The organism is Acidimicrobiales bacterium (genome assembly GCA_016794585.1).
In the GTDB taxonomy this organism is placed as follows: Bacteria; Actinomycetota; Acidimicrobiia; order Acidimicrobiales; family DATDAH01; genus JAEUJM01.
Genome location: JAEUJM010000001.1, coordinates 21,804 through 40,274 on the forward strand (window position 1 = coordinate 21,804; position 18,471 = coordinate 40,274).

At 72.8% G+C, this 18,471-nt stretch carries 16 protein-coding genes; 6 read left to right on the plus strand and 10 right to left on the minus strand.

All coding sequences use genetic code 11. The features are described from left to right. The first annotated feature begins 64 nt into the window (after positions 1-64). Together JNK12_00110 and JNK12_00115 are read left to right on the plus strand one after the other, a co-directional pair. Positions 65-1,387: an aminotransferase class III-fold pyridoxal phosphate-dependent enzyme gene (locus tag JNK12_00110; protein MBL8774292.1), complete on the plus strand. Its 1,323-nt coding sequence runs from the start codon at positions 65-67 to the stop codon at positions 1,385-1,387. A 5-nt stretch (positions 1,388-1,392) separates the two neighbouring features. Then, positions 1,393-2,451: an NAD(P)-dependent oxidoreductase gene (locus JNK12_00115; GenBank protein ID MBL8774293.1), complete on the plus strand. Its 1,059-nt coding sequence runs from the start codon at positions 1,393-1,395 to the stop codon at positions 2,449-2,451. A gap of 200 nt (positions 2,452-2,651) precedes the next feature. Here JNK12_00115 and JNK12_00120 read toward each other — a convergent pair whose 3' ends face one another. The 3 genes from JNK12_00120 to JNK12_00130 all read right to left on the minus strand — a co-directional run bounded on the left by JNK12_00120 (position 2,652) and on the right by JNK12_00130 (position 5,882). After that, entirely contained in the window at positions 2,652-3,614 is a 963-nt protein-coding gene (locus tag JNK12_00120; protein MBL8774294.1) for a GNAT family N-acetyltransferase, read from the minus strand. A 73-nt stretch (positions 3,615-3,687) separates the two neighbouring features. Then, a complete protein-coding gene (locus JNK12_00125) occupies positions 3,688-4,320 on the minus strand; it encodes a hypothetical protein (protein MBL8774295.1) in 633 nt (210 codons plus the stop codon). Continuing rightward, positions 4,317-5,882, minus strand: coding sequence for a succinate-semialdehyde dehydrogenase (NADP(+)) (locus JNK12_00130; GenBank protein ID MBL8774296.1), 1,566 nt, complete (start codon positions 5,880-5,882; stop codon positions 4,317-4,319). The genes JNK12_00125 and JNK12_00130 overlap by 4 nt, the downstream gene beginning before the upstream one ends. 141 nt (positions 5,883-6,023) lie before the next feature. On the opposite strand from JNK12_00130, the gene JNK12_00135 reads away from it, so the two are divergent. From JNK12_00135 to JNK12_00145, 3 genes are all read left to right on the plus strand, one after another. After that, a complete protein-coding gene (locus JNK12_00135) occupies positions 6,024-6,443 on the plus strand; it encodes a pyridoxamine 5'-phosphate oxidase family protein (protein MBL8774297.1) in 420 nt (139 codons plus the stop codon). 90 nt (positions 6,444-6,533) lie between these two features. Then, positions 6,534-7,004: an SRPBCC family protein gene (locus tag JNK12_00140; protein ID MBL8774298.1), complete on the plus strand. Its 471-nt coding sequence runs from the start codon at positions 6,534-6,536 to the stop codon at positions 7,002-7,004. Continuing rightward, a complete protein-coding gene (locus JNK12_00145; GenBank protein ID MBL8774299.1) occupies positions 7,001-9,679 on the plus strand; it encodes a sulfatase-like hydrolase/transferase in 2,679 nt (892 codons plus the stop codon). The genes JNK12_00140 and JNK12_00145 overlap by 4 nt, the downstream gene beginning before the upstream one ends. Before the next feature lie 27 nt (positions 9,680-9,706). On the opposite strand, the gene JNK12_00150 is transcribed toward JNK12_00145, so the two are convergent. From JNK12_00150 to JNK12_00170, 5 genes are read right to left on the minus strand one after another with little or no spacing between them, the layout of a single operon-like run. Beyond that, positions 9,707-10,348, minus strand: a complete 642-nt coding sequence (locus JNK12_00150) for a TetR/AcrR family transcriptional regulator (protein MBL8774300.1) — start codon at positions 10,346-10,348, stop codon at positions 9,707-9,709. Positions 10,349-10,375: 27 nt separating this feature from the next. Beyond that, on the minus strand, positions 10,376-11,197 hold the full coding sequence (locus JNK12_00155; protein MBL8774301.1) for a maleylpyruvate isomerase family mycothiol-dependent enzyme: 822 nt from the start codon (positions 11,195-11,197) through the stop codon (positions 10,376-10,378). Continuing rightward, positions 11,197-11,898: a DsbA family protein gene (locus tag JNK12_00160; protein ID MBL8774302.1), complete on the minus strand. Its 702-nt coding sequence runs from the start codon at positions 11,896-11,898 to the stop codon at positions 11,197-11,199. Before JNK12_00160 ends, JNK12_00155 begins: the two co-directional genes overlap by 1 nt. Then, the gene (locus JNK12_00165) at positions 11,895-14,195 is read right to left on the minus strand and encodes an arylsulfatase (GenBank protein ID MBL8774303.1); all 2,301 of its coding nucleotides are present in this window, start codon (positions 14,193-14,195) and stop codon (positions 11,895-11,897) included. The genes JNK12_00160 and JNK12_00165 overlap by 4 nt, the downstream gene beginning before the upstream one ends. Before the next feature lie 57 nt (positions 14,196-14,252). Beyond that, a complete protein-coding gene (locus tag JNK12_00170) occupies positions 14,253-15,479 on the minus strand; it encodes an aspartate aminotransferase family protein (protein MBL8774304.1) in 1,227 nt (408 codons plus the stop codon). A 108-nt stretch (positions 15,480-15,587) separates the two neighbouring features. Between JNK12_00170 and JNK12_00175 the strand changes: the two genes are divergently transcribed. Continuing rightward, a complete protein-coding gene (locus tag JNK12_00175) occupies positions 15,588-16,583 on the plus strand; it encodes a bifunctional DNA primase/polymerase (GenBank protein MBL8774305.1) in 996 nt (331 codons plus the stop codon). Between the two features lie 144 nt (positions 16,584-16,727). Here JNK12_00175 and JNK12_00180 read toward each other — a convergent pair whose 3' ends face one another. Both JNK12_00180 and JNK12_00185 read right to left on the minus strand, forming a co-directional pair. Beyond that, positions 16,728-17,540 (minus strand): alpha/beta fold hydrolase, encoded by an 813-nt coding sequence (locus tag JNK12_00180; protein ID MBL8774306.1) that lies wholly within the window; start codon positions 17,538-17,540, stop codon positions 16,728-16,730. 64 nt (positions 17,541-17,604) lie between these two features. Beyond that, on the minus strand, positions 17,605-18,471 hold the full coding sequence (locus JNK12_00185) for an LLM class F420-dependent oxidoreductase (GenBank protein ID MBL8774307.1): 867 nt from the start codon (positions 18,469-18,471) through the stop codon (positions 17,605-17,607).

Below are 18,471 nucleotides of genomic sequence, written 5' to 3' on the forward strand. Positions count from 1 at the left end.
CGGACATTCGCCGCGCCGAGCCGGGCTCCGTACTCAGACGACAGGGTGGCGGGGTGACCCGCTGATGGCCGGGCTGTCGCCGAGGCGGCCGCGCACCGCGGAGGAGGCCGCACTGCTCGACGAGGCGCGCCGGCTGTTCCCCGAGGGCACCCGGGGCCCGTCGCTCGACGAGGGCCGCAAGTTCATCGTCGAGCGGGCCGCGGGCAGCCGCCTCTGGGACCGCAGCGGCAACGAGTACGTGGACTTCCTCCTCGGGTCGGGGCCCCACGTGCTCGGCCACGCCCATCCGGCGGTGCTGGAGGCGATCGGTCGGGCCGCCGCGGGGGGCACCTCCCATCTCGTCCTCACCGCCTCGGCGGTCGAGCTGGCCCAGGCGCTGTGCGAGACGGTGCCGTGCGCGGAGAAGGTGTCGTTCCACTCGACCGGCTCGGAGGCCACCTTCTTCGCCCTGCGCCTGGCCCGGGCGGCCACCGGGCGGGACAAGGTGCTCAAGTTCGAGGGCGCCTTCCACGGCATGCACGACTACGCCATGGTCAGCACCCAGTGGAACTGGGACCCGCCGCCGTTCCCCGCGGCCGTGGCCGACACCTTCGGCATCCCCGCCGCGGTGGTGCCCGAGGTGCTGGTGGCGCCCTTCAACGACCTGGCCACCGCCGAGGCGATCATCGCCGAGCACCGAGACGAGCTCGCCGCCGTGATCGTCGAGCCGATGCAGCGCACGTTCGTGCCCGCGCCCGGCTTCCTCGAGGGCCTGCGCCGGGTCACCCGCGACGCCGGCATCGTGCTCGTCTTCGACGAGGTGGTCACCGGGTTCCGTCTCGCCCTCGGAGGCGGCCAGGAGCGCTACGGCGTCGTGCCCGACCTGTGCGCCCTCGGCAAGACCATCTCCGGAGGCGTGCCCTTCGCCGCCATCTGCGGTCGGGCGGATCTGCTCGAGCTGGCCGACCCGGTGCGGCGCATGTCCGGCCTTCCCTTCACCATGCAGACCGGGACGTACTCCTCGAACCCGGTGGCGATGGCCGTGGCGCTGGCGGTCATCGGCGAGCTGCGCCGACCGGGCTTCTACGACGAGCTCGAGGCGACGGGCCGCGCGCTCATGGCCGGCGTCGGCGAGGCCATCACGGCGGCCGGCCTGCCCGTGCAGGTGCTGGGCGAGCCGGCGGCGTTCCACACGTGGTTCACCGACCAGCCGGTGGTGGACCACCGGTCGAGTCTCGCCGCCGACGCCTTCGCCAACCTCTGCTTCTCGGACTTCCTGCTCGACCGCGGCATCCTCCGGGCCCACGAGAAGTTCTTCGTGTCCGCGGCCCACACCGGCGAGGACGTCGCCCTCGCGGTGGCTGCCGCTCAGGAGGCCGCGGTCGCCGTAGCGGAGGCGCTCTCGTGAGGCCGATGGTGCTGGTGACGGGCGCCTGCGGGAACGTCGGCGCGGCGACGGTGCGCGAACTGGTCGACCGGGGCCTGCGGGTGCGGGCCCTCGACCTACCGTCGAAGGCGAATCGCGCCGTCGCCGCCGGCTTCAGCGCCCGGGTCGACCGGTGCTGGGGCTCGATCACCGACCGTGACCTGCTCAGCCGCGCCGTCGGCGGGGTCGACCACGTCCTGCACCTCGCTGCGGTCATCCCGCCCGCCACCGACGCCGACCAGCTCGCCGCGTACGCGGTGAACGTCGGCGGCATGCGCGCCCTGCTCGACGCCGCCGCCGCCTCGGCCACGCCGCCCGGGATCACCTTCACCTCGACCGCGCAGGTCTATGGGCGCAACGCCGACGCCACGGGCCCGCGCACCGTGGACGAGGAGCCCCACCCCGAGGACAACTACTCCCGGCAGAAGGTGGAGTGCGAGGCCCTGGTGCGGGCGTCGGGCCTGCGCTGGACCGTCTTCCGGCTCGGCATGACGCCGCCGGTGGCGCTGGTGCCCATCATCCCGTTCGTGTTCGAGCTGCACCCCGAGACCCGGGTGGAGTTCACCCACCCCCGGGACGTCGCCGCCGCGCTGGCGGCGACCGTCGGGAACGAGGCGGTGGCGGGCAAGACCCTGAACATCGCCGGCGGCGCCGACAAGCGGGCCCTCTACCGGGACTGGCTCAACGAGAGCCTCGCGGTGATGGGGGTGGCCCCGCTGCCCGTCGACGCCTTCGGCGACCGCCGCTTCTACACGGACTGGCTCGACACCGACGAGAGCCAGGCCCTGCTCGGCTACCAGCAGCGCTACTACTCGGACTACCTCGACGACATCCGCGGGCTCCTCGGCTCACGCCTCGCGGTCATCCGCGCCGCGGCCCCGGTCGTGCGCCGCTTCATCCTCGCCAACTCCCCCTACGCCGCCGGCGTCGACGCCCGCCGCCCGGTGGTGGCGGCGCGGGGCCAGGCCGCCCGCGCCCGCCGTGCCACCGCCGCCGTCGGCCCCTGGCTGTCCGACTACCGCACCCACCTCACCCGCCGGCGCTGACCGAACCCTTCGTTCTGGTAGCGAGTTGGCAACGCAGGGGGCTGTCGTGCAATGGGACCAGAACGCATAGCCATGCTCGGACCTGCGCGACGATGCATTCCCACCAGGGGAAACGCTCGGCCGCGCTGGCCGTATGCAGGCGCCGCTGGAAAGATCGACGCTCCCCAGGTGTTGCACGCGAGGCACCAGAACGGGTGGCGTCAGGTGCCGGGGCGGCGCCAGGCGTCGATGACGAGGACTGGTCGCATGCCGAGATCCAGGTAAAGGTCGAGCGCCGGCGTCGTGTTGTTGGTGTCGACGTGCAGGAGGGTGCCGGCCCGCGCGCGAGCGGCGTCGGACGCGAAGGCGGTGTGGAGGAGCAGCTTGGCCAGGCCCCGTCCCCGGAACTCGGGCAGGACGCCGACGTGGCTCACGTAGCCGCAGTCCTCGTCGGCCAGGAACCCGTCGTGGGCGTGGAGCATCGCCGCCGGCGTGCCGTCGACGTCGGCCACCCAGAGCTGCTCCCAGTCCCGGGTGGGTGAGGCCTCGACCTGGGCGTGCCAGCGCTCGTACGGCTCGACGACGTGGCCGAAGTGGTCGCGGAACGAGGCCTCCTTGATCTCGTGGGCCGTGCGGCGGAAGGCCTCGTCGCCGGGCCCTTGGCGGACGACGACGCCCGCCGGGGCCGCCGGCGGCTCGACCGGCGAGGCGGCGGCGTCGTGGTCGATGCGCATGCGGTGGAAGGTGGTGGCCGACTCGTAGCCGTGCTCGGTGAGCAGGGCGCGTCGGGCCTCGTCCTGCCGGTAGACGCCGAAGATGATCGTGGCGGCGCGGTGCCCCGCGGATCGGGCGAGCTCGTCGGCCCTCGCGGTGACCTCACCCAGCAGCCACTGGGTGATCTGATCGTCCAAGGCGAAGACCTCGGCGCCCACCTGGTCGTCGCCCTCGTGCTGGACGCACCCGAAGCCGACCAGGGCGCCGTCGGCGTCGACGACCAGCCAGCCGTCCCGCTCGGCGTCGAAGCCGGGCTCGCCGAGCTGCTCGACGGCGTCGTCGAGCGTCCAGTCGGCGACACCGATGACCGCCTCGTTGCACGCCGCCACGAGGGCGAAGACCGCGGCGGCGTCGTCCTCGGGGTCGGCCGGCCGCCGCCACGTCCAACCGTCGGGCAGCGCCGGCGTCATGTCCCCATCGGAGCAGCCGCGCCACCTGACGGCCACCGATTTCCGGTCGCCGGCCGGACGGGCACCCGACCGGTCAGCAGCCGAGGGCGGCGGGATCGAAGGGAGGCGCGGCGGCCTCGAGGAACTCGAGGCTGCTGAGGTCGGCCTCGATGGCTCCGTCGCTCCACAGCTGCACGTTGGCGAAGAGCCGGCTGGCCGGCGCCGCCACCGGGATCGCGGTGGTGTAGACGTACACGTCCCGGCAGGTCTCGACGGTGCCCTCCGCAAAGGTGCCACCCGCGCAACCATCGTCGGCGGTCGGGGCCATGGTCTGTCCCTCGAACTCGGTGAAGGCCACCGTCTCCAGGGCATTGGTGAGGCAGAGCGCGGGCCCGCCGATCGGGAGGCCCCGGTACACCGCCACCATCGCGCCATCGCCGGCGTACCACTCGACGGTCAGGTCGTGGTCCTCGGCCCAGAGCGAGAGCTCGTCGTCGGCGTTCGGGCCGGCGCCGCCGACGCGTGCCACCGGCACCCCCGCCGCCGCGGGCGGCGCGGTCTCCGGGGGAGCGGTCGGCGGCGGTGTCGTCGTGGTCGTCGTCGCGTCCGGAGCCTGGGTCGTGGACGCGGCGTCGTCGTCCTCGCCACTGGAGCAGGCCACGACGGCCAGCGAGAGGGCGAGGCCCGCCAAGGCCGACGCCGTGACGCGTCGGCGCCGGGTCGTCACCGCAGCCCCGGAACGTGCTTGAGGAGGCGGAGGGCCTTGGTCATGAGGCCGGCCCACCTCTCGACCGACAGGCCGGCGAAGGGGGCGATGGGCACGAGGTGCTGGACAGCGACGGTCTGGGCGTCGGTGTACTTGGCGATGCCTTCGCGGCCGTGGCGCCGGCCGAGGCCCGACTCCTTGAAGCCGCCCATCGGCGCGTCGAGCGAGCCCCACGCCGCCGCGTAGGCCTCGTTCACGTTGACGGTGCCGGCCTGGAGGCGGGCTGCGATCTCGCGGCCCCGCCGGGTGTTCTTGGTCCAGACGCTGGCGTTGAGCCCGTACACGCTGTCGTTGGCCCGCTCGATGGCCTCGTCGACCGTGGCGAACCGGTAGGTGGACACGACGGGCCCGAAGGTCTCGCTCCGGCACACGTCCATGTCCTCGGTGACGCCGTCGAGCAGGGTGGGCTCGTAGAAGTAGGGGCCGAGGTCCGGGCGGGCCTTGCCGCCGGCGAGCACCGTGGCCCCGGCACCCACGGCGCCGTCGACGTGCTCCACCACTGTTGCCAACTGCTTCTTCGACACCAGCGAGCCCATCTCGGATCCCCATCCCAGCGAGGCGCTGAGCTCCATGGCCGAGATGCGCTCGGCGAAGCGGCGCACGAACTCGTCGTGGATGCCGTCCTGCACGTAGAGGCGCTCCATCGAGATGCAGAGCTGGCCGCCGTTGGAGAAGCAGGCCCGCACTGCCCCCTCGACGGTGGCGTCGAGGTCGGCGTCGTCGAGCACGACCATGGCGTTCTTGCCGCCGAGCTCCATCGAGGCGCCGATGAGGCGCCCGGCGGCCTCGGCGGCGATCAGCTTCCCCGTGGCGGTGCTGCCGGTGAACATGATGTAGTCGACCCGCTGGATCAGCGGGCTGCCGAGCGACGAGCCCTGGCCGGTGACGACCTGGACGACCTCGTCCGGCAGGCCGCACTCGACCAGCGCCTCGACCGCCCACAGCGCGGAGAACGGGGTCTGGCGGTCGGGCTTGATCACGCAGGCGTTGCCCGCCAGCAGCGCCGGCAGGGCGTCGGCGATGCCCAGGACGAGGGGATAGTTCCACGGGGTGATGAACCCGATCACGCCCTTGGGGTGGTGCAGCTCGGTCGTGCGGGTCAGCGCCGGCAGGGCGCCCCGGCGGCGCTTGGGTGCGACGTGGGCCTTGCCGTGGAAGGCGTAGTAACGGGAGGTGAGGGCGGCGTCGAGCACCTCCTCGAAGGCGTGGCGGCGGGCCTTGCCCGACTCGAGCTGGATGAGGTCGAGGATCTCGTCCTGGCGGTCGAGCACCAGGTCGTGGAAGCGGAGCAGGACCTTGGCCCGGTCCCGCCAGGGGAGCGCGGCCCACGCCGGCTGGGCGGCGCGGGCCCGACGGACGGCCTCGTCGATGTCGTCCTCGGTGCCCGCCGGCGTGCGGCCGAGCAACTCGCCGGTGAAGGGGGCGATGACCTCGATCTCGTCGCGGGCGTCGCCGGCGAGGGTGACCCGCTTGCTCAGGCGCTCGACCAGTGCGGCACGGGCGTCGGTGACCAGCTCGGACATTGGGGCCTCCTCGCAGCAGGCCGCGCGGCAGCGCGCGGGCCGGGACGACGAGTCTACGACGGAGGCGCCGCGGCGGCCCCGGTGGCCACTCGGGACCAACGGCCCTGGCCCGCCCGCAGGGGCCGGACGACCATCAAGGCCATGCAGCTCATCGACGACCGCACCGGCATCGAGCGTCTGGGCAAGGACGACTGCCTCGCGCTCCTGCGGGACCAGCAGGTCGGGCGTCTCGCCGTCGTGTCGCACGGACGGCCGCTGATCTTCCCGGTCAACTACGCCATGGACGGCGACGCGGTGGTGTTCCGCACGGCCCCCGGCTCGAAGTTCGACGGCGCGGTGCGGGAGACGGCGGTGTCGTTCGAGATCGACGAGCTCGACGTCGACCGCCGCGAGGGATGGAGCGTGGTCGTCGCCGGTCGGGCCGAGGAGGTGGTGAGCGAGTCCCACCGCAGCCGCCTCGCCCATCTGCCCCTGCGCCCCTGGGCGGCGGGGGAGAAGGACCACTGGCTCACCATCACGGCCACGTCCATCACCGGGCGGCGGGTGTCCCAGACGACCTGAGCCCGGTCACGAAGGCGGCCGGGCGCCACGGGCAGATCGCCGCTCGTCCGGCAGGACCATCTCGGCAAGTTCCGGCATAGGCTCTGCCACATGAACGAGGTGACCCTCGAGCGATCCGCCACCATCACGGCGGCGCCCGACGCCGTGTGGGCCACGCTGGCCGCGTTCGACCAGATCAGCCAGTGGGCGGGAAAGGTCGATCACTCGGCGGCCACCACCGAGGCCACCGAGGGCGTCGGCGCCGGTCGACGGGTGCAGGCGGGTCGGGTCGTGCTCATCGAGACCGTCACCGTGTGGGATCCGCCGCAGGCCCTCGCGTACACCCTCGACGGTCTGCCGCCCCTGGCCAAGCGGGTGGAGAACCGGTGGGACCTCGCCGCCGTGCCCGGTGACGCCCGGGCCACCGCCGTCACCCTGACCACCACGATCGAGCCGCTCGGCGGGCCCCGCGGCCGCATCGGCCAGCGCATCCTCGGGCGCGTGCTGGGCAAGGCGGCCGACGACCTCGTGGCGGGTCTCTCCGCCCACGACCACACCGATCCGGAGGCTCCGCGGTCATGACCGATCACGCGACCAACAACGGCAACGGCCGTACCCCCGCCGGTGGCACCACCCCGATCGGCGCCGCCGACGGCCGCCCCGACGTCGTGGTCATCCTCACCGATCAGGAGCGGGCCGTTCCGCCCTACGAGGCGCCCGAGGTGCTGGCGTGGCGCGAACGTGCCCTCCCCGGTCACCGTTGGTTCGACGAGCACGGCGTGAGCTTCCGGCGTCACTACACGGGGTCTCTGGCCTGTGTGCCGAGCCGTCCCACGATCTTCACGGGGCAGTACCCCGACGTCCACGGCGTGACCCAGACCGACGGGCTCGGCAAGCGGGCCGACGACTCGCGCATGCGCTGGCTCCGCGAGGGCGAGGTGCCCACTCTGGGGCACTGGTTCCGCGCCGCGGGCTACGACACCCACTACGACGGCAAGTGGCACATCACCCACGCCGACCTGCACGACCCCGAGACCGGCGGCTCGCTGGCCACCAACACCGACGACGGCACGCCCATCCCCGAAGGCGTCCAGGCGTACCTCGACGCCGACTGTCTCGATCCCTTCGGCTTCTCCGGCTGGGTCGGCCCCGAGCCCCACGGATCCAAGATCGCCGACTGCGGCGTGCGTCGCGATCCGCTCATCGCCGACCGGGTGGTTGCCTGGCTGGAGGATCGTTACGCCCGTCGCCGCGCCGGCGACACCGACGCACTCAAGCCCTTCCTGCTCGTGGCCAGCTTCGTGAACCCCCACGACGTGGTGCTGTACCCCGTGTGGCGGCGGAAGAACCCGCTCGACCCGTCCCCCCTCGACCCGCCCGACGTCCCGCCGGCCCCGACCGCCGACGAGGACCTCCGCACCAAGCCGGCGGCCCAGATCGCCTACCGCGACGCGTACTACACGGGCTACGGGCTCGCCCCGGGGATGAAGCGCCTCTACACCAAGGGCGCGCAGCTCTACCGGAACCTCTACTACCGGCTGCACGCCGAGGTCGACACTCCCCTCGACCGGGTGCGCAAGGCCGTCACCGATGGTGGCTCGGCTGAGGCGGTGCTGCTGCTCAGTGCGGACCACGGCGACCTGCTCGGGGCCCACGGCGGGCTGCACCAGAAGTGGTACCAGCTGTACGACGAGTGCACCCGGGTGCCGTTCTCGATCGCCCGCATCGGCGAGCGGGCCACCACGGCCACCGTCGTCGACGACCTGGCCACCTCCCACGTCGACATCGTGCCGACCCTGCTCGCCGCGGCGGGCATCGACGAGGCCGCGGTGGCCGAGGAGCTCCGCCCGGACTTCACCGAGCTGCACCCGCTGCCCGGCCGGGACCTCACGCCCCTGGTGGACGGGGACGACGCCGCCCGCCGAGACGCCGAGGCCCGCGCCGTGTACCTGATGACCCGCGACCACATCCTCGAGGGCGACACCGGGACCTCCGCCGTCGGTCGCCTGTTCGGCTTCGACGAGCACGCCCCCCTGCCGTTGCGTATCGCCCTGCCCGCCCACGTGGGCTCGAACTTCGAGGGCCTCGTCGCCCGCGTGCCCGAGGACGTCGCCGCCGGCGGCGCCGGCCACCTCTGGAAGATCGTCCGCACCTTCGACGACCCCGCCGCCTGGAGCGAGCCCCACGAGCGCCAGCGGGCGGCCAACGGCCCCGGTGGCACGACCCACCGGGACGCACCCCTCGCCGACGAGTGGGAGCTCTACGACCTCGAGGCCGACGCGGTCGAGGCCGACAACCGGGCCAAGGATCCGGCCGCGGCCGCCGTCCTCGCCCACCTCCGTGAGCGCCTGGCCGACGAGCGCACCCGCTCGGTGCCCGAGCGCAACACCCCCTGGCCCTACGCCATCAGCGCCGCCCACGACGCCAAGCGCCCGCCGTTGCCGGCCCGCCTGCTGCGCAAGGGCCTCCAGCGCCTGGGCATGCACCCCGAGGACGAGGTCGAGCCCGACCACCACCTCGACGTGGCCGGACGGCGCGCCCTCGTCGTCTGCACGAACCACGGCGTGCTCGACATCGGCAAGGCCACGGGCGTGTACGCCTCCGAGATGACGGTGCCGTACTACGCCTTCCTCGACGCCGGCATGGACGTCGACGTCGCCAGCCCCCTCGGCGGCACCATCCCCGTCGACCCGCTCTCGCTCAAGCCGGTCCTGCGGAGCCCGGCCGACGACCGTTTCCTCGCCGACGAGACCCTGAAGGGCAAGGTGTCCGACTCGCTCGCGGTGGGCGAGCTGGACATGGACCGGTACGACCTCGTCTACCTGGCCGGGGGCTGGGGGGCGGCGTTCGACTTCGGGTTCTCCGACGAGCTCGCTGCCAAGGTCACCGAGGCCAACGCCGCCGGCAAGGTCATCGGCGGCGTCTGCCACGGGCCGCTCGGCCTGCGCAACGCCACGACGCCCGACGGCCGCCCGCTGGTCGAAGGGCGCAAGGTCACGGCCGTCACGGACAAGCAGGTGCAGGAGCTGGGCATCGAGTCCACGCCGCACCACCCGGAGACCGAGCTGCGGTCCATGGGCGCCGACTTCGAGTCAGAGCACGCCTTCCGTGACCCCTTCGCCAACCACTGGGTGGTCGACGGCAACCTCGTGACCGGCCAGAACCAGAACGCGGGCCCCATGGTCGCCCGCGAGATGATGGCCCTCTTGGCGGCGCAGGACCACGCTGCCGACGAGGACCTCGCCGCCGCCCACTGACGTCCGGCCGGGACGTCCGCGCTCGGATCAGGTGAGCAGGCGGGCGAGCGTGGCGCGCAGGACGCGGCGCGTCTCGGCGCCGCTCAGGCGACGGGTGCGGCGGAGCTGGTCGTAGGACTCGAAGGTGAGCAGGAGGTCGAGCGCCGGCGCGACGGTGGCCCGGACCTTCGGGTCCAGGGCGTCGAGCTCGGGGGCGAACAGCGCCTCGACCTGGCGGTCGAGCAGGACCCGGGTGCGCTCGAGCTGGTCGGCAAGGATGGGGTTCGAGGCGGCCCGTTGGATGGCGGCCCGCCGGGTGGCGCCCACGGCCTCGTAGAGGCGCAGACGGACGTCGACGATGCGGTCGATGCGCTCGTCGAGGGTGCCGCTGCGATCGTCGGCCAGTGCGGCCAAGGGGGCGAAGCGCTCGGTCTGGCGGGCGATTGCCGCCCGGGCCAGGGCCTCGAGGTCGTCGAAGTAGCGGTACACCGACCGCAGCGAGACGCCCGACCGCTCGGCCACGTCGGCGGCCACCAGCTCGACCTGACCCTCGGTGAAGAGCTCGATGACGGCGTCGAGCACGGCGTCCCGGTTCCGGTCGCGACGCGCCGTGCGGCCGTCGACGCTCGTGGTCTCGACGGCGCCATCGTCGGTGGCGGTCGCAGGGGATCGGGTCGTGGGTGTGCTCATGGGCAGAGGCGGGAGGGGACGGGCCGCTCAGATGGTGAAGGCGAGATGGGTGGCGAGCTGGCGGGCGAGGTCCTCGTCACCCGACAGCAGTATGTCCGACCCCAGGTGCGGCTCGGCCTGCTGGCGGCCGGCGGTGAGGCGCAGCCACAGCATCGTGGGCAGGCGGAGGCCGACGGTGGGCTCGCCGTCGAGCTCGTCCACCACCCGGGCCCGCTCGGGGATGTCGACGAAGTAGGTCTGGTCCACCGAACCGGTCAGGTCGATCCGGATCCGCGTTCCGACGGGCATTCCCGCCTTGCGGCCCACGATGTAGCCGATGCCGGTGGCCACCTCGTCGAGCGCCGACCGCACGTGGTCGGGGTCGTCGCGGTCGGGCGCCCCGACCGCGGCGCGGGCATCGTGCTCGTGCACGAAGCAGTCGTAGTGGCGGATGCGCATGAAGCGGCCGTACGTCTCGTCCGGGCCGGCCGGCGTCCACGAGGGGGCGTCGAAGTCCGCCTGGCTCATGGCGCCGAGGGCCTCGAGGCGGCGGCCGGTCACGTCCCGCCACCGGGCGAGCACGTCGGCCGGGGGCGTCGCCCGCACGCTCTCGACCCATGCCTCGTTGGCCTGGGCGATGGGGTTGCGCAGGTGCTCGAAGCCGGAGACGTCGACGTCGGGCATCGGCTCGCCGAGCAGCGAGGCCTCGGTGCCGAGGAGGTGGGTGAGCTGGTCGCGCACGGACCAACCGGGCAGGCAGGTGGGCAGCTCCCACTGCTCGGCGGAGAGCCCCGAGTACAGGTCGCCCAGCGCCGAGAACTGCTCGGTGAGGAGGCGGACGGTGAGGTCACGGTCGACGATGGTGGCCATCAGGGGGTCTCCTTCTGGATGCTGATCCAGTCTCGGGCTTCGAGATACGGGCGGAACGCGGTGGCGATGGCGGCGATGTCCTCTCGTCGCTTCGGCCGTTGCAGCTCGTAGACGTGGGGGAACTCCCGCCAGCCGAGGACGAGGTCCCACAGGCGCACCGCGGCGGCGCCGGCCGGCGGGTCGATCAGGACCGGCCCGAAGAAGGTCTGGTCGTCCTCGAACACGAGGGTCGGCACGCCCCACCCGCCCCGCTCGACCACGAACTGGTAGTCGGCCATCACCTCGTCGTGGGTGGTCGGGTCGTCGATGGCCTCCTGGACGTAGGCGGGGTCGAGGCCCAGTTCCACCAGCAGCGCCTCGGCCACCTCGGGCCGATGGGGCTTGCGCCCGTCGACGTGCAGTGCCGTGCCCGCCGCCAGGTACCAGCGGTCGAGCAGGTCCATGTCGATGCGGCGCAGCAGTGCCCCGATGCGCATCATCGACCACCCGTACGACCACGGCCGCTCCCACGGGTGCTTCTTGCCCTCCTCGCGGTTGATGTCCTCGAGGCTGAAGAAGCGCCAGGCGACATCGAGGTCGAGCGCGTCGCGCACCGTCCGCATCCAGATCGACGTCTGGTAGGCGTAGGGGCACATGATGTCGAAGTGGAACGCGACCGATGTCGGCGCGGCGGACGGCACGGGCGGCGGCGCTTCGGTCACTGGCGCGACATCGTCGAGCGCTCGTCGGTGGCGGCGTCCTCCGCGGCCTCGACCCGCGCCGCGGCACCGTCGCCGCCGGGGGTGACCAGGGCGATGTCCACCCGCTCGAGGCGCCCTTCGAAGGCGAACTCGCCCGCGTAGCGATCGCTCACGGGCGAGCCGTGGTCGTAGGCCACGCTGGGGCCGACGCTGCTCATGATGCGCATGGCGAAAGGCAGGTGCAGCTCGCCGACCTCGGCCCCATCGATGACGAGGGTGGCGTCGGCCTCGCTACCGGCGCGTCGGAAGCGGACCCCCACCACCGACCGTCCGGTGGGCACGGGCACGCTCGACGTGGCCACGTGGTGGTCGCCGAAGCAGTTGTAGTCGAACACCAGGTGGTCGTCCTGGACGAACACCGACAGGCCGGAGTTGGCGGTGCCGCTGGCGTACAGCACGCCGCCGGCGCCCTCGGGGCGCTCGATGGTGGCCTCGAGGTCCCAGCTGCGCCCACCGATGGCGGCGGCCACCTGGGCGGGCAGCGGGGTCATGGGCGGGTAATAGGTGTACCGACGGCTCTCTGGGTGGGGGGAGCCGTCCCGGAAGCGGGTGCCGAAGAGCTCGATGAGGCGGTCGTCGACGGGCAGGACGTTGTGCGCCTCCGCCTCCCGCCACCACAGCTCGACCAGCTCCGCGAGCTTCTCTGGGTGCTCGGCGGCGAGGTCGTGGCACTCGGAGCGGTCCACCTCGTAGTGGTAGAGCTCCCACGGGTCCTCGTCGAGGGGGACGCCCTGGGTGTGGCGGGTCACCGCCTTCCAGCCGTCGGCGTAGATGGCCCGGTGGCCCATCATCTCGGAGTACTGCACGCCCTTCGCACTGGGCGCGTCGGCGTCGTCGAACGAATAGCGCATCGAGGTTCCCGTGACGGGGATCTGCTCGTAGCCCCGGTACACCTCCGGGGCGGTGGTGCCGACGGCCTCGTAGATGGTGGGCGCCACGTCGTTGACCCAGTGGAACTGGTCGCGCACCCCGCCGGCGTCGCTGATGCCGGCCGGCCAGTGGACGATGAAGGGCACGTGGACGCCGCCCTCGTGGGTGTTCTGCTTGTACCACTTGAACGGGGCGTTGCCGGCCTGGGCCCAGCCCCATGGGTAGTTGGCGTGGCTGTTCGGGCCGCCGATGTCGTCGAGGCGCTTCACCGCCTCGTCCGGGGTCTCGATCAGGAAGTTGAAGAACTTCATCTCGTGCATGACGCCGAAGGGGCCGCCCTCCTGGCTGGCCCCGTTGTCCGAGAGCACCACGATGATGGTGTTGTCGAGCTGGCCGAGCGCCTCGAGCTCGTCGACGACGCGCCCGATCTGGTCGTCGGTGTGGTCGAGGAACGCCGCGTACGCCTCCTGGAGACGGGCGGCCAGAAGGCGCTGGTTCTCGGGCAGCTCGTCCCACGGCTCGACCCCGGGGTTGCGGGGGGCCAGCTCGGTGCCCTCGGGCACGAGGCCCCGCTCGACCTGCTTGGCGAACCAGCGCTCACGGGCGACGTCCCAGCCCTCGTCGTAGCGGCCCCGGTACTTCTCCAGGTAGGAGGCCGGCGCCTGGTGGGGGGCGTGGGTGGCGCCGAAGGCGAGGTAGAGGAAGAAGGGTCGGTCGGGGCGGATCGACACGGTGTCGTGCACGAAGCCGATGGCGTGGTCGACCAGGTCCTCGCTGAGGTGGTAGCCCTCCTCGGGCGTGGCCGGGGGCTCGACCATGTGGTTGTCGTAGACCAGCTCGGGGTGGAACTGGTCGGTCTCGCCCTCCATGAAGCCGTAGAAGCGGTCGAAGCCCCGCTGGCACGGCCACTGGTCGTAGGGGCCGGCGGCCGAGGCGTTCTCCATGGCGCACAGGTGCCACTTGCCGACCGCGAAGGTGGTGTAGCCCTCGTCGCGGAGCACCTCGGCCATCGTCGTGGCGTGGTTGGTGATGTGGCCGCGCATGTGCGGGAAGCCGCTCGAGAAGTTCGAGATCGAGCGCATGCCGACCTCGTGGTGGTTGCGGCCGGTCAAGAGCGCCGCCCGGGTGGGGGAGCAGACCGGGGTGACGTGGAAGTTCGTGTACTGCAGGCCTCCGGCGGCCAGGCGGTCGATGTTGGGGGTGTCGATGTCGGACCCGTAGCACCCGAAGTGCGAGTACCCCAGGTCGTCGATGAGCACGACCACGACGTTGGGGGCGTCCGGTCCCGGGTGGGGCGGGGTGGGCCACCACGGGGTGGAGTCGGCCAGGGTCCGGCCGATCACCCCCTCGAACGGCTCGAACGACTCGAACGTCTCGTTGGTCGGCATGCGCCGATCTTATGACACAGCGAGCGACAAAAGATAGGGGTCCGGGTGGCGTCCCCGTCAGTCGGCGCTGGTGCCGAAGGTGCCCCGCACGATGGCCACGATGGCCTCGACGTCGTCGTCGGTGGCGGTGAGGGGCGGCTTGAACTGGAGCACCCGGGGGTCGAACGAGGCGAAGAAGGCGTAGAGACCGGCGTCGAAGAGCCGCTTCATGGCGGTCATGGCCCCGTGCTCCTCGGCGAACTCGAGGCCGAGGAGCATGCCCCGGCGGCGCACCCCGAAGGGGAGGTCGGCGAACGACGCCTCCAAATGGGCGCCGACGGCCTGGACGCGCTCGGCGAAGCCGGGCTCACCGATGATGTCGCACACCTCGGCGGCGGCGACGCACCCGAGATCGGCGCCGCCGTAGGTGGAGACCTGGGAGAAGGGGTGCTCGCCGAAGAACCGGTGCAGGTCGGCGCTGAGCAGGGTGGCGGCGATGGGGTACACGCCGCCGGAGAGGCCCTTGCCGGTGACGAGGGCGTCCGGGGTGACGCCCTCCTGCTGCACGTACCAGGTGGTACCGGTGCGGCCGAGGCCGGTCTGCACCTCGTCGATCACGAGCAGCGCACCGACAGCGTCGCACGCGGCGCGCACGCCGGCGAGGTAACCGGGCTCGGGCATCGGGAAGCCGGCGGTGGCGGGGATGGCCTCGAGGATGACCGCGGCCGTGCGCTCGTCGACGGCCGCGACCATGGCGTCGAGGTCGTTGTAGGGGACCTTGGCGAAGCCCGGAAGCTCGTTGTGGAACAGCGCCCGCTCGCTGCCGGCGCCGGCCGCGAGGGCGAGGCCGGTGTGGCCGTGGTAGGCGCCCTCGACCGACACGATGGTGTTCCGCCCGGTGTGGGCCCGCGCCAGCTTGAGCGCGAGGTCGACGGCTTCACCGCCGCCGACGGAGAACACCACGCCGGGGAGGGCGCCGTCGGTGGTGGCGGCCAGGCGCTCGGCCGCCGCCGCCCGGTAGGGGCTGACCAGGTGGTGGTTGCCGATGTCGGCGTGGCCCATCGCCGCCTGGACCGCGGCGAGGACCCGGGGGTTGCGGTGGCCCAGGTTGAACACGCCGCCGTTGCAGTGGCAGTTGTAGAACCAGCGGCCCGAGTACGCGTCCTGGAAGCGGGCGCCCTCGCGATCGCCCATCACGAGCTGGAGCCCGCCCATGCGCCAGATGTCGACCTTGCCGGGGTCGACGTGGGCGGCGAAGGCCGTCTCCAGTGCCGCTCGATCGGGATAGTCGCCGGGTCCGATCACGGCGCGAGCCTACGACGGCCTGGGAGCGCCCCGTGACGGGCGGGCGAGAGCTCCGGAGGCGCACTGAGGTTGACTGGTGGGGTGGACGTGCCTCGGGCCACTCCCTCGATGCTGGACGCAGCCCTCGCCGCCGCGGTGCGCGGGTGGTCGGTGGTGCCGGCGCGGGTGGACCCGGCGACCGGCGCGGTGGAGGCGCTGGTCGACCTCGAGCCGGCCGAGCACCACCGGGCCACGGCCGACGAGCTGCGCCGTTGGTGGCGGCGCCACCCCGCGGCCGGGGTGGGGGTGGTCACCGGCATGCTCTCCGGGCTGCTGGTGGTGACCGTCGACGAGACCGGTGGGGGCGACGGCACCCTCGCACACCTCGAGGACGAGCTCGGCCCGCTGCCGGCCACCGCCGAGGTCCGTCTCGCCGGGAGGGAGCGCCAGTGCTGGTTCCGCCACGAGGGCCCTCGGGTCCTGAGCGGCCCGGTGGCCCACGGCGTGTCCGTGCAGGCCGACGGCGGCGGCGTCGTGATCTGCCCGCCGTCGGCCCATCCCGCGGGTGACGCCTACCGATGGGTGCCGTCCGAGCCTCCGGCCGACGCCCACCTCGCCGCCGCGCCCGACTGGCTCCTGGACCTGGCCCGCCACCCTCGGGTCGAGCGCCCCCCACACCTCGAGCAGCTGCACCTGCCGGTCGACGACCTGCTCACCGCGCCGTCGCCCCCCAGCCCCCACGGCGCCACGACCCTGCCCTTGGGCCCGGCCGTCCCGGTCGTGGGGGAGTCACGGCACCAGCGCGAGCTGCTCGAGCTGGCGGGGGGCCGCCGGCCCCACGGCGTGGACCTCGCGGTGACGGCCGAGCTCGTGCCCCTGCCCGGCAACAGCCACGACCCGAACCCGCTCGGGGTGCGGATCCACGGCGTGGACGTCGGCCGGGTGGTGGGGGACCACGCGGACCGTTGCCGGCCAGCGGTGGTGGCCGCCATCGGTCGCTACGGCATGGCCACCTGCGCCGCCCGGATCCGCGGCGGCTGGGACCACGACCGCATCGACCGCGGTCGCTTCGGCGTCACCCTGTACCTCTCGCCCGACCTCCCCGCCGACCCACCCCCCGGCTGAGCCGCGTCGCGCCGCGCCGCCCTCAGCTCCCGTTCTGGTACGTCCCCTGCAACGCCAGCGTCGCCGACGGGGTACCAGAACGAGGGAAGGTGGGGGCGCTGGCGCGGGCGCGGGGCGGGTGGGCGCCGCCGGCCATCGTCGCGGTCAGACGCGGTCGAGGAAGGACGCGATCTCGCCGGTGAGGCGCTCGGGGAAGAGGCGCAGCTCGGCGGAGCTGTGGGCGGAGAGGAGGTCGGCGTCGGGGAGCTGCTCGACGAGGTTCTCGGCGTCGGAGAACGGGTGGATGAGGTCGCGCTTGTGGGCGATCACCAGGGTGGGGGCCTTGATGTGGCCCCGCTCGTCGGCCGACGGTGCCACGGGCCCGACGAGCACACCGTGCAGCACGGCGGCCAGCACGTCGGGGGACGACGAGAACCCTCGCACGGTGCTGTTGAGGGCGGCGATGGGCGTGTCCGGGAAGCGGCGGGCCACGGCGGCGAGGCCGGTGAACAACGGCCGGGCGTAGTGCAGGCCGAGCACGAGGGGCGTGAAGAGCATCGCCGCAGCGGGCACGGCCCACTCGAGCACGGGCATCTCGAGCACCAGCGCCGTCACCCGGCCGGGGGCGCGCACGGCCACCTGCAGGGCGACGTTGGCGCCCAGCGACACGCCCCCGATCACGGCCTCCTCGACCCCGAGGTGGTCGAGACAGGCCGCCACCTGGTGGGCGTAGGTGTCCATCCGGTACTCGCTGGCGTGGGTGGGCTTGTCGCTCTGCCCGTGGCCGAGCAGGTCGAGCAGCACCACTCGGTGGCCCCGGGCCGCGAGGGCGGCGGCGAGGTCGCGGTTCATCTCGGAGTCCATGAGGATCCCGTGCATGTACAGCAGCACCTGGTCGCCCTCGCCGTACTCCTCGTAGGCGAGGCGGCGGCCCTCCCAGGAGAAGGTGCCGTGATGGGGCGCGATCGACGTGGTCATGGCCGAATTGTGCGCTCGGCCGCTGCGGCCGCCTACGGCCGAAGGTCCCGAGCTGGGGAGACGGTCAGCCGTTCACCGGGGCGATCATCTTCTCGCCGAATTCGGCGAGCTGCTCGGCCGGGTTGCCGAGGAAGATGAACGACGGGACGACCACACGGTCGATGCCCTGCGCCGCCAGCTCATCGACCTTCTCGGGGCCGGGCACGGTCATCAGCTCGGCGTCGCCGTAGGTGATCTCGATCGATTCGGGGTCCCGGCCGGCGTCGGCCGCGCTCTGGCGCACGATGTCGACGAGCTCGCGGATGTCGCCCTTGCCCGGGAAGAAGCCGTCGCCGAGGCGGCCGGCCCGCTCCGCGGCGAAGCGGCTGTGCCCGCCGATGTGGATGGGCACCCGCCCGTTCGCGGGCTTGGGGTTGCTGCTGACGTCGGTGAAGTCGACGAACTCGCCGTTGTAGGAGGCGTGGTCACCGTCCCACAGGGCGCGCATCGCCTCGATGTACTCGTCGGTGCGGGCGCCGCGGCGGGGCCACGGGATGCCCAGCGCGTCGAACTCCTCGCGCAGCCAGCCCACACCGATGCCCAGCTCGACCCGGCCCCCGGAGAGCGAATCCAGAGTGGAGAGCTCCTTGGCCAGGACCACGGGGTTGCGCTGGGGGAGGATGAGGATGCCGGTTCCGAGGCGCAGCGTCGTGGTGGCGGCGGCCACGAAGGCGAGCCAGATGAGGGGGTCGGGCATCGGGGTGGAGGCGTCCGCCATCATCTTCCCGCTCGGGTCGTACGGGTACGACGACTCGTAGCCCTCGGGGTAGATCACGTGCTCGATGGTCCACAGCGACTCGAAGCCGGCGGCCTCGGCGCTCTGGGCGAGGGTCACCAACCCCTCGTGTTGGGTGAAGGTGACGATGTTGGCGAAGGCGATCCCGAACTTCAT